General features: G+C 43.7%; 13 protein-coding genes. 8 read left to right on the top strand and 5 right to left on the bottom strand.

The annotated features are described in order from the left end of the window. Window positions 1-36: 36 nt before the first annotated feature. Both JUE95_RS06640 and JUE95_RS06635 read left to right on the top strand, forming a co-directional pair. Window positions 37-861, top strand: coding sequence for a sugar phosphate isomerase/epimerase family protein (locus JUE95_RS06640; RefSeq protein ID WP_203650136.1), 825 nt, complete (start codon window positions 37-39; stop codon window positions 859-861). Window positions 862-874: 13 nt separating this feature from the next. Continuing rightward, window positions 875-1,438: a DNA-3-methyladenine glycosylase I gene (locus JUE95_RS06635; RefSeq protein ID WP_203650134.1), complete on the top strand. Its 564-nt coding sequence runs from the start codon at window positions 875-877 to the stop codon at window positions 1,436-1,438. A 56-nt stretch (window positions 1,439-1,494) separates the two neighbouring features. On the opposite strand, the gene JUE95_RS06630 is transcribed toward JUE95_RS06635, so the two are convergent. The 3 genes from JUE95_RS06630 to JUE95_RS06620 form a co-directional block, all read right to left on the bottom strand. Next, window positions 1,495-2,820, bottom strand: a complete 1,326-nt coding sequence (locus tag JUE95_RS06630) for a sensor histidine kinase (RefSeq protein ID WP_235995279.1) — start codon at window positions 2,818-2,820, stop codon at window positions 1,495-1,497. A 1-nt stretch (window position 2,821) separates the two neighbouring features. Then, a complete protein-coding gene (locus JUE95_RS06625) occupies window positions 2,822-3,511 on the bottom strand; it encodes a response regulator transcription factor (protein ID WP_203650132.1) in 690 nt (229 codons plus the stop codon). Between the two features lie 196 nt (window positions 3,512-3,707). Continuing rightward, window positions 3,708-4,598, bottom strand: coding sequence for a hypothetical protein (locus tag JUE95_RS06620; protein WP_203650131.1), 891 nt, complete (start codon window positions 4,596-4,598; stop codon window positions 3,708-3,710). A gap of 214 nt (window positions 4,599-4,812) precedes the next feature. On the opposite strand from JUE95_RS06620, the gene JUE95_RS06615 reads away from it, so the two are divergent. Together JUE95_RS06615 and JUE95_RS06610 are read left to right on the top strand one after the other, a co-directional pair. Continuing rightward, window positions 4,813-5,502: a M57 family metalloprotease gene (locus tag JUE95_RS06615; protein WP_235995271.1), complete on the top strand. Its 690-nt coding sequence runs from the start codon at window positions 4,813-4,815 to the stop codon at window positions 5,500-5,502. Beyond that, a complete protein-coding gene (locus JUE95_RS06610) occupies window positions 5,502-6,257 on the top strand; it encodes a potassium channel family protein (protein ID WP_203650129.1) in 756 nt (251 codons plus the stop codon). Before JUE95_RS06615 ends, JUE95_RS06610 begins: the two co-directional genes overlap by 1 nt. A 73-nt stretch (window positions 6,258-6,330) precedes the next feature. On the opposite strand, the gene JUE95_RS06605 is transcribed toward JUE95_RS06610, so the two are convergent. Beyond that, window positions 6,331-6,675 (bottom strand): aggregation-promoting factor C-terminal-like domain-containing protein, encoded by a 345-nt coding sequence (locus JUE95_RS06605; protein ID WP_373305672.1) that lies wholly within the window; start codon window positions 6,673-6,675, stop codon window positions 6,331-6,333. Window positions 6,676-7,039: 364 nt separating this feature from the next. Then, entirely contained in the window at window positions 7,040-7,447 is a 408-nt protein-coding gene (locus JUE95_RS06600) for an Ohr family peroxiredoxin (protein WP_203650125.1), read from the bottom strand. Window positions 7,448-7,688: 241 nt separating this feature from the next. Between JUE95_RS06600 and JUE95_RS06595 the strand changes: the two genes are divergently transcribed. Genes JUE95_RS06595 through JUE95_RS06580 form a run of 4 tightly spaced genes read left to right on the top strand, consistent with a single transcriptional unit; the run spans window position 7,689 to window position 11,103 of the window. Continuing rightward, window positions 7,689-8,882 carry a betaine/proline/choline family ABC transporter ATP-binding protein gene (locus JUE95_RS06595; protein WP_203650123.1) on the top strand — a complete coding sequence of 398 codons (1,194 nt, stop codon included), beginning with the start codon at window positions 7,689-7,691 and terminating at the stop codon, window positions 8,880-8,882. Further along, window positions 8,879-9,508, top strand: a complete 630-nt coding sequence (locus JUE95_RS06590; protein WP_203650121.1) for an ABC transporter permease — start codon at window positions 8,879-8,881, stop codon at window positions 9,506-9,508. Before JUE95_RS06595 ends, JUE95_RS06590 begins: the two co-directional genes overlap by 4 nt. Window positions 9,509-9,519: 11 nt before the next feature. Further along, window positions 9,520-10,452 carry an osmoprotectant ABC transporter substrate-binding protein gene (locus JUE95_RS06585; RefSeq protein ID WP_203650120.1) on the top strand — a complete coding sequence of 311 codons (933 nt, stop codon included), beginning with the start codon at window positions 9,520-9,522 and terminating at the stop codon, window positions 10,450-10,452. Next, the gene (locus tag JUE95_RS06580; protein WP_308440894.1) at window positions 10,453-11,103 is read left to right on the top strand and encodes an ABC transporter permease; all 651 of its coding nucleotides are present in this window, start codon (window positions 10,453-10,455) and stop codon (window positions 11,101-11,103) included. The last annotated feature ends 276 nt before the right edge of the window (window positions 11,104-11,379 follow it).

Genomic DNA, 11,379 nt, shown 5'->3' with positions numbered 1-11,379 from the left:
TTGGACGATGCGATAAAATAAAGATGAGGTGATAAAATGCTGCCAAGTTTAGGCTTAAAAGCAAGTACATCATTAGAACAAACTAACGAGCGGCTGCAATACCACCCGTCAGTGTTTGAATTCTATACGGATGAACACGATATGACCAAAAACGGACTGACTCACTTGGAAGAGATGATCAAGTATGTTCAGTCAGTTGGCATTAAACATATCGTGATCCATCATCCAATGGCTTATGATCACCATCATAATGAAGTGGCCGTATCGGCTCTGAAAGACCCCGTTGGCTATCAGTTTATGATGAGCAGCGCCGAGGCGCTAATCGAATTGGCCATCAAACTAAACGTCCAGGTGCTGATTCACGGCGGTTACTCAGACAAAGAAAGCGTGGTTAATTCCTATGGGAATTTCAAAGCGGCGCGGAAAGTGATTTTTACCCGGCTGGATTACTTTCAGAAGATGGGCGGCAACCACGTGATGTTTGAAAATTCAATTTCACCAACCTTTGACTATGGTGATGAGGATGTTGAAGAGACCGTCATCGCACACCACTATCGGCTATGCTATGATATCAGCCACGGCTTTATTGTGTTGCATGGTGATAACGATAAATTGGTTAAAAGTGTTGCGCGATTAGCACCGCAGACGGTCCACTATCACTTTGTGGACTCTATGGGTCAATATCATGACAGTCTGGAACTAGGTAAGGGCAAGATTGATTGGCGACGGGTCATGAAGGTCGTTAATCCTAAAGCAATCAATATTTACGAAATTGATTTGGCTGACCAAAATGATAGTCGTGAGATGCGTGCAAGTCACGATTATTTAACCAACCTGCTTGTTACTCAAAAGAAGTCTTGATCGGAGGAAGGACATGACACGATGTGACTGGGCAGAGAATGCCAACGAATTAATGACGCATTATCACGATTACGAGTGGGGTGTGTCCACTACGGATGAGCGCGAAACCTTTGAACTGATGACACTGGAAATGATGCAGGCGGGACTAAGCTGGCAAACCGTTTTAAATAAACGAGCGAACTTTAAGGCGGCTTTTGCGGATTTTGACGTGGAGAAAGTTGCCCGATTTGATGCGGATAACGTTGCTAGGCTAACAAACAATGCCGGTATTATCCGTAATCGGTTGAAGATTAAAGATACCATTCATAACGCGCAGCAGTTAGTGGACTGGCACGCGGCGGGTAAGACCATGAATGCTTATCTGTGGTCGTTTGTCGATAATCAGCCCGTGGTGACCCGGTATTCGTCCGCAGCGGAGGTACCAGCGCAAACGCCATTGTCGCAGAAAGTCAGCAAAGCACTGAAAAAAGCGGGTTTCAAATTCGTAGGACCGACGATCGTTCAGTCCTGGTTAGAAGCCCTCGGTATTTTAGATGATCATTTGGCTAAGTGCACCGTGAACCATTTGAGTAAGTAAAATAGAGCGCCGTGACTCCTATGTATCATGAGTCACGGTGCTCTTTATTTTGATGATTATAGTGGAATTGTAACGGTGAAAATTGCACCAGTTGGGTGGTTATCCTTGACGCTAATTTTACCGTGGTGCTGAGTGATGATCCACTTGGCAATGGCTAGTCCGAGACCGTTGCCGCCGGTTTTCGAATTTCGCGATTTATCGGTGCGGTAAAAGCGTTCAAAAACCTTCTCCTTTTCGGCATCAGCAATCCCTGAGCCCGTATCCGCAACTTGCAGCTGTAAAGCTTCATGCTGAAGGGGGTCGTGGATTCGCTTAGCGTTAACGGTGATGGTACCACCAGCAGGCGTGTATTTGACGGCGTTGTCCAGCAGAACCGTCAGTACCTGACGGATGAGGTCAGAATCAAACGAACCGTTGCCAGGAACATTAATCGTCGCCTGGAGGTGCTTTTGCTGACTCTGGGCAATATCTGAGTAAAGCTTAATGGCTTTTTCCAACCACGGCTGCAGGTCGACGTTTGTTCGGTTCAGCTGAATAACGTTTGAATCAGAACGGGCCAGCAGTAACAGCTGATTGGTGAGCGTCTGCATATGACTGACTTCATCCAAAGCTGTAGAAACCTCTTCAGCCTCGTCCATGATCCGTGATTTAGGCTTTGTTAGCAGGTATTCCAGCTGGTTTTGAATCACAGTCAATGGAGTACGCAGCTCGTGAGCCGCGTTCCCAGAAAAATCGCGTTGTTTACGCCAGGCAAGGATGATTGGTTTCATGCTTGCACGCGACAATACGTAGGCAATGGCGATGGCGAGAATCCAAAAAATAATCAGCGTGGTGATTAAGGCCGTTCGGAAGTTTTGCATGGCCTGAAGGTCTGCATCGATGTTTTTCATAATTAAGACGTAGTGGCCAGCGTAAACCCGATTAGGATTTGATTTGGGGACTTTGATCAGCAACGTTTTAAAGTGGCCTGTGATACCATCAGCCGTTAAAGTCAGATTCGTTACCTGGTTAAGGCGGCTTTTAATCAGGCGGGTATTCTTGAGCAGATCGTAGTCCCGTTGACCGAGCATGGGGTCGTTAGAGACCTTACCATCCTTGTTGAAAACCACTAAGTTAGCCCGGAAAGGCCCATCTTTAGGGGAAGCATGATTTTTAGTTTTAGGAGGAGCACTGCTCATAAGACGGCGGACTTTAGGACTAGGGGCGTTCTGTAAGATCTGTTCTTTTTGCCACTGGAAACCATGGTTCATTTCGTGGTAGATCGACTGGTAAAAAAGAAAGTAAACAACTAGTCCCAGCGCGGCGAAGAGAGCAGCGAAAGTAATCAGTTCTTTGATGAAAAGGCGCCATTGCTGGCGCTTTTCGGCGGTTTGAATTTTCACTCTAAGCCTCCGTTTCCAGCATGTAGCCCACGTTTCTTAAGGTTCGAATCGGCTGGTCGCTGGTCACAGCTTTGATTTTTTTACGCAAATTGCTCATGTAAACTTCCACCACTGAAAGGGCGGTTTCTGAGTCGAAGCCCCATAGCCGGTCGAAAATTTGATCCTTCGTAATAATGGTATCAGGGTTCTGCAGAAAATAGACCAGCAGATCGTATTCCTTACCATTCAGCGATAAATTCTCACCTTGGAGCGAAACTGTCCGACTGTTAAGGTTGGCGTCAAAGTCGGCAACACTCAGCTGATTGTCGGTTCCCAGACTACCGGTTCGGCGTAACAGCGCTCTGACCCGCATAATCAATTCTTCGCGGTGAAAGGGTTTTGTCAGGTAATCGTCGGCGCCCAACTGAAAGCCGCGCACTTTATCATCCAGCGTATCTTTAGCGGTTAAAATGAGAACGGGCATATCCAGCTGGCAGTCGTGACGCCAGTATTTTAAAATATCATAACCATTGACTTGAGGCAGCATGATGTCCAAAACTGCCAAATCGTAAATACCGTCCTGACCCAGCATTTGACCTTCAATACCGTCATTACTGACCGTAGTTTCAGCGATTTCGGCTAAGAACCGTTCTAGGTTTTTAGCCAATGCTTCATCGTCTTCAACAATTAAGATTTTTAAACTTTTGCTCATTTATGGCCCTCCAACGCAATTATGCATTATAAGTAATATTGTTTATACTAATGATTTAAAAGGCGTTAGGTCAATCATTTTAGATGATTTGTAACCAGATTGTGAGAATGACATCAGATTGCCACACAAATTAATAAGGTCTATTCTGACAGAGCTGTCGGAATAGGCCTTATTTGAACTAGAAAACTATTAATATCTAATTAACGTGGACTGTCTTGGTGCTGGTAACAGAGGTGAAATGACCGTTACTATAATGACCAACGGTTACTTTCACAGTTTTAGCTTTTGGTGCGTAGATTTTTTTGTGGAAGTTATGATTGCTGTTTAATTTAGTATACTTGTTACCTTTGTAGGTGTGAATCCGTGCGTAATTAGCGGACTTATAAAGCTTAGCAGAACCAGTGACCTTAACGTATTTTTTTGAAGTAGTGGCAGAAAGCTTAAAAATATAACTCTTTTTAGGTGCGGGTGTAGCTTGAGGTTGAGCAGTTGTAACTGGTGTTGAAGATGGGGTTGGGTTTGTATTGATTACCGGTGTAGCAACACCATCATAGTTATCCCCATAATCAGAAACAGCATTACCCAAACTGTATCCAAAGCTTTGTTCCATGTCACTTACAGTATCCTCATCTTCATTACCGATGGCATTATTAATATTAGCTGCTGCTGCATCTAACTGAATTCTTTCACCGTCAGTCAGCCGAGAACGAAAAATGGCGTAAGAATCATTCAAGCATTCTAAGTTCTCTTTTAGCAGACGGTCTTGAACTGTATCAGGATCACTGTAGTCAATGACATTATCCATGCTATCGGCAAGTGCGTAAAAATAGTTTGCAAATGAGTCAGTCTCGGAGCTATCATAAGCGTCCTTAGGATCTTCCGGAAGTTCAACTGAGGTGTCGCCTTTGACATCTGAACTTGCTTTGGTTAAAGCAGATTCAATACCGTTTAAATCACTTTGGTACGTTGAATACGGAATCATTACGTCGGCATGAGCTTGCGTTGTGGTTAACGTGTTTATCATACCGCCCACTAGTAATGCCCCTAAAATAAGTGTTACTGTTTTCTTCCAAACTTGCTTAGTCAAAAAATTGACCTCCCGAATTAAATAAAGTATTTTTGCAAAACTGCTATATAATTATAAGCTTATAGAGACTGAAAAGATATATATTATTTTAGGTTTAACTGGCTAAAAGTGATGTACAATTTAAAATTTAGTGTAGTTATGTAGGATGGGTTGACCTTTATTAGTAAAATCAGTAGTCTATGACTAATTAATAAATAAAAGGAAGGTGTCTGTTGTGCGCTATCAAGGTTGGTTAACTTGGGTGACTCTCGGCTTAGCTGTTGTATTTATACCAATGGCAGTGGATTCAAAGCCGGCACCGATTAACTTTAGCAGCCAAATTACCAGATTCATCGATCAAGTGGACCCGAATCTTAAGACGACCACTCAGCAGACACAAAAGCGGGAGATTTCCTCTAGTGATACGCCGATTGAATCGATCGTTCAAAACCGGAAACTTTCCCGAACTTACTATTATCATTTTGAAGACAATGTACCGGCCAGTGCTAAGGCCGTTTTTGAAAATGCCGTGAATGTTTATAATCAGACCGGCATTGTTAAGCTGGTGCCAGGTAACGGTACTGAACGGCAAAATTCAATTACCTTTTTTGTGTATTCAAAACAAATGCCCAGCAATGGGAACACCACGATGATTGAGTCGGGACACGGTGGCCCGCAAATTATCCAGCAGACCGGCTGGAGTGCCTATACAGCTAATCACGCAAGAGCCGGCTTAAACGTTTATTATCCGTCAGCTGCCCTCAGAAAATCAGTGGCAATTCACGAGTTAGGCCACGCACTGGGATTAGATCATAGTCGTTACCGTAGTTCGGTGATGTACCCGGTGGATCAGGGCAACACTAGCCTGTCAGCCGGTGACATCGGGGCATTGAAGACGATTTATGGTACGGAGGCCAATCAATAATGCGTAACGCAACCAAGCAACAGCAGGAAAGATGGCTGATTGTTTATCACATCATCGTAGCCATTTTAGCTGTTGCGTCCAGTATCTTAGCAATCCTATTGATGATAAATGTCAAAGTTGGACGAGCGGGGCAGATTGCCTTTCAAGGTTTATTGATCTTCTTTGCGATTGATTACGTTATCAGATTTATTTTTACCAAAAACCGCAAGTGGTTCTTAATTAATAATGCCTTTGATTTATTGGGGATTTTGCCAATGCACCCAGCCTTTTCGCTTTTCCGGCTGGCAAGAATTTTTCGGATGGTTCGAACCCACCATATTTTTTGGAAATTAGGGATCTCTGGTAAATGGACCCGTGATCTTCACCGGTTTACGTATGATACCGGTTTTATTTACTTGTTTACCATTAGTGTGGTCATTATCTGTTTAAGTGCGCTGTTCTTTTCTATGGTGGAGCACCAGACGTTATCGGAGTCATTATGGTGGGCGATTACAACGGCGACCACCGTTGGTTATGGTGATGATTCGCCGCGTACCGCCTGGGGAAAACTAATCGCGGCGGTGCTGATGATTGGCGGAGTCGGTTTTATTGGTTTGCTGACGAGTACGATTACTGACTTCTTCACCGACCGAACGGGTCAAGAGGATGCACAACAGCAACAAAAAAAGCAGAATGAAGCGTTAACAAAACAGATCAAGCAGTTAACGCGGGAAGTATCGCAATTATCTAAGAAAGTCGATAAAATGAATAAATAGGATTAGACAATAAAAGACCCGGGTACTTCGTGAGAAGTCCCAGGTCGTATTAGTTTTGATTTAACCGGTAATTTTAATACCAGTGATGTGCCTGCCAGAAGTGCTTAGCATGCGTCCAGGTTCCATAACGGGCGCTGACGTAATTATTAGCCGCTCTTTCTTGGTTAACTGGACTGTAGTTACCATGCAAGTAAGCTCTCAATAGCTGGTAACGACCGTAACAGTTTCCGTTACGGGCAGTGTAGCTAAAACGGGATTCATGGTAAGCAATCCAGTTTTTAGCTGCTTTTTGGTTTTTAGATAAGTTAGCATTGATTTGAGCAATTTGCTTAGCCTGATTAGCAGAAACCCTGCTTGAGGCCTGTGCTGTGACCGTTTGTGTTTGTGTACTGATACCTGATGTAACATCGGTGCCCATTCCAAAGGCGAATCCGAAAATCAGTAAGAATGCTGCAAGTTTCATTTTTATATTCGCTTTTGACATAATTTTTAAAAATCCCCTTATTCGTTTATCACTATTAAACAGCATACACGGGAAATGTTTCATTTATGTTAACCGACAATTACCAGGAGATTAAGTTATATGACAAAAACGCCATTTTGATAGCTTTTACATCTTATACATAGACACGTGGCTATGAGTTTTGTAACAAAAGAGGTTCCAGACTGATGTAATGTTACAGTCTGGAACCTCTTTAATTTCATTTATAAGGGAATGAATCTTGGATAAAACCCGAAAATTGATTACTTAAGTTGACCAGTTTCTGGATTAAAGCCCAACCTTATTCAACATTTAAAGTGACATCAATATTACCACGGGTTGCCTTGGCATACGGACAGATGGTTTCGGCAATTTCCATGTACTTTTTCGTGTCGGCCTCATTTAGGCCCTCAATGTGGCCAAATAAGTCGACGCCAATGTGGAAATTAGGTTCGTCGCCCTCTTGAAATAGGGAAACTTTCGCGCGAACAGTTGGCTCTGCAGAAACACCAGCCTGCTGTAAAGCGATGTCTAAAGCACCATTAAAACAGGAAGCAAATCCAGCAGCAAATAATTGCTCAGGGTTTGTTGAATCCTTATCTACGCCGGGAGTACCAATTTTGAAATCCCATTTACGATCGTTTGACCATACTTCACCCGCACGGCCGCCCTTGTTAGTCATGGTAGTTGTGTACAATTTTTTTGCCATTGGAATTACCTCATTTCAAGAATTAAATTGTGTACAACCTAATTATACATATGCGCAAATAAAAAGCAATAAAAGCGCTTACTTTAATTTTGATTAATTTGGCTATTCTATGGTTTACCAGAAAATTGCTAAATGGATGAGGGGCTGGAAAATTTATGTCATAATATATAAGTGATACAATTAACCCAAGTGTATTCAGAGAATTGTTCAAGATTATTGCAGAGAGGATGGGATAAAACCGATGTTTTTATCAATGGAACATCTCAACAAGACATACCCTGGGGGTAAAGTCGCAGTGGAGGACTTTAACTTAGAAGTTGAAAAGGGTGAATTCGTATGCTTTATTGGGACTTCTGGTTCTGGTAAGACAACTACTATGCGGATGATCAACCGGATGCTGCAACAAACATCTGGAACAATTAAAATCAACGGCCAAGATATTAGTCAAATGGATCCCGTTAAACTACGTCGTAAAATCGGTTATGTGATTCAAAATATTGGTCTTATGCCGCACATGACGATTCGTCAAAATATCACGCTGGTACCACGTTTACTGAAGTGGTCGCAAGACAAGATGGACCAACGTGCCAAGGAAATGATCAAGTTAGTTGATCTGCCAGAGGAATTTTTGGATCGTTATCCCTCTGAACTATCAGGTGGCCAACAGCAACGAATTGGGGTAGTTCGGGCCTTAGCAGCTGATCAAGATATCATTTTAATGGATGAACCATACGGGGCCTTAGATCCAATTACCCGTGAGTCACTTCAAGATTTAATTAAAGACTTGCAGGAACGTTTGGGTAAAACAATCATTTTTGTGACCCATGATATGGATGAAGCCTTAACTTTAGCAACTAAAATCGTTGTTATGGATGATGGTAAGATTATGCAGATTGCTTCACCAGATGAGATCTTGCAGCATCCAGCTAACGAATTCGTTGAGAACCTGATTGGGAAGGACCGTTTGATTCAAGCGCGCCCAAGTATTACGACCGTTGGCCAGGTAATGCTGACTAACGTAGCGTCTATCACACCTGATAAGCTGCTAAAGGAAGCTTTGAAGACCATGCATGATCGGCGGGTTGATTCACTGTTGGTAACGGATGATGGCGGTACTTTAAAGGGCTATCTTGACATTGAAGATATTGACTATAACTTTAAGACGGCTACCAGTGTCGGCGATGTTATGCACAACGATGTGTTCTACGTTAAATCGGATTCCTTAGTTCGGGATACAGTCGAAAGAATTTTAAAGCGGGGGTTTAAGAACGTTCCCGTTGTGGATAGTAATAATAAGTTAGTTGGTATCGTGACCCGGGCAGCGCTGGTCGATATTGTTTACGACGCACTTTGGGGCGATGACGATAAAAAGAGTGATAGCGAGGACACCACGGCTGAAACAGCAGCAGCTGACCAAGGTGGTGACGCCAAATGATGCACTTCTTAGCCGTTTACGGCTTGTCCTTGCTGGGGAAAACCTGGCAGCATATCTATATCTCAGGGATTTCGCTGGGACTGGGTATCATCTTTGCGGTGCCGTTGGGTATTGCGCTGACGCGTACGAAGCGAACGGCCAATATTGTTATCTCGATTGCTAGTATGCTGCAGACGATTCCAGCATTGGCATTACTGGCGTTCATGATTCCCATCTTTGGAATCGGTGTTAAGCCAGCTATCATCGCGCTGTTCATTTACTCCTTACTGCCGATTTTAAGAAACACCTATATTGGGATGAACGACGTGGATCCATCGCTGAAGGATGCCGCGAAAGGTATGGGGATGACACCCTGGCAATCAATCATTAAAGTTGAAGTGCCCTTAGCCGCACCGGTGATCATGTCTGGTGTCCGGCTTTCGGCGACCTACGTGATTGCTTGGGCAGCTCTAGCTTCATACATTGGTGCTGGCGGACTTGGTGATTTTATCTTTAATGGCCTGAATCTGTACCGAAGTGATCTGATCCTTGGCGGTTCAATTCCAGTGATTATTTTGGCACTGGTAGTTGACTGGCTGCTAGGTAAAGTTGAAACGGCGTTAACGCCGCGGACATCAGAAGAATAGGAGGGGAAACCGTGAAAAACATCAAAAGATGGCTGATCATGCTGAGCTTCTCCTTACTTTGTGCCATTGGATTAGCAGGATGCGGCTTCCCAGGTTTAGCTGGAAGTGGTAGCGACACGATCAGAATTGCGTCACAGAACACGACTGAACAGCAGATTATGTCCTATATGTTACAGGATATGATTCAGCATGATACGAAGCTGCACACGACAATCATTAATAATTTGGGTTCAGCAAACGTGTCATTTAACGCATTGAAAAATAATCAGGCCGATATTTCAGCGATTCGCTATGTTGGTTCTGATTTAACCACGATTATGGGCAAACCCGTTGACCGTAATCCGGAGAGAGCAACTCGGACAGTTGAAACACATTTTAAAAACCAGTATCACATGACGTATTTTAAAACGTATGGTTTCGCGGATACCTACGTTTGGATGGTGACTCAAAAAACTGCCAAACGCTATCACCTGAACAATGTTAGCGACCTTAAGCCAGTTGCCGGCAAGATGAATGTCGGGATCGATCAAATCTGGTTAAACCGGAAGGGCGATGGCTACGACGGCTTCCAGAAAACGTATGGTTATAAGTTTGGTGCAGTTCATCCAATGCAGATTGGGCTGGTGTATGACGCGGTTGCGGCCGATAAAATGGATGCCATTTTAGGGTATTCGACGGATGGCCGGGTTGGCAGTTATCACTTAAAGATGCTGAAGGATGATAAGCACTTCTTCCCACCATATACTGCAAGTGCCGTTGCAACGAATAAAGTGCTTAAGCAACATCCAGAGCTGAAACCAGTTATTGGTAAGTTAAGCGGCAAGATTGATTTAAAGACCATGCAGCGGCTTAACTATAAAGTTGATAATGACTTGATGGAACCGGAAGTGGTTGCTAAACAGTATCTGGAACAGCATCATTACTTTGAAGGGAGTGGCGACTAAATGACCCATTTGAATCTTTGGGAACAGCTCATTTACTATTACAGCCATAATGGCAGCTACGTTTTAGCACAATTTACCCGCCACTTCTTGATCTCGGCGTATGGTGTAATCTTGGCGGCTATTGTCGGCATTCCGATCGGAATCTTCATCGCGCACCATACCCGTTTAAATGGCGTGGTTATCGGGATTGCTAACGTGATTCAAACGGTACCTTCGCTGGCTATGCTATCCATCATCATGATTGGTTTAGGCTTAGGGGTCAATACGGTTATCGTGACGGTGTTCCTCTACTCGTTACTGCCGATTATTAAGAATACGGATGCCGGTATGCGAAACGTAGATCCGACGTTGCTAGACGCGGGAACAGGCATGGGGATGACCCGACTGCAGCTTTTGCGGTTGGTGGAAATTCCGCTGTCGCTGTCAATGGTGATGGCTGGTCTGAGAAACGCACTGGTGTTAGCAATTGGGATTACTGCTATCGGAACCTTCGTGGGCGCTGGTGGTTTAGGGGACATCATCATTCGTGGGACAAACGCGACGAATGGGACGGCCATTATCCTAGCCGGTGCTTTACCAACAGCGCTGATGGCGATTATTCTCGATTTAGTTTTAGGCTGGGTTGAGAAAAAGGTGGCGCCAACGGCCTAAGGTGCGAAGGCGGGCGCTTAGAGAGCTGCAGCCCGATTAGGCAATAGAAAATCAAAATCTAAAACAGTTAAAAATAACAATAAAACGGTCTGATTACTTTGATGTAATCAGACCGCTTTATTTGTGCTGCCAGTATAACGATAAGCTCCAGCCGAAAAGGACTATCAGAATATTCAATATATCACATGCGTGATTAAATCTAATTATTAATAAAGTATTAACTTCCCAATAATCCTTGACGAATTACGATTTATCAGGTAAACTCTAAAATTGTGA

It is taken from the genome of Secundilactobacillus yichangensis, assembly GCF_016861565.1.
GTDB lineage: Bacteria > Bacillota > Bacilli > Lactobacillales > Lactobacillaceae > Secundilactobacillus > Secundilactobacillus yichangensis.
The sequence above is the reverse complement of the archived record's forward strand: the minus strand, read 5'-3'. Positions and strand labels throughout refer to the sequence as shown.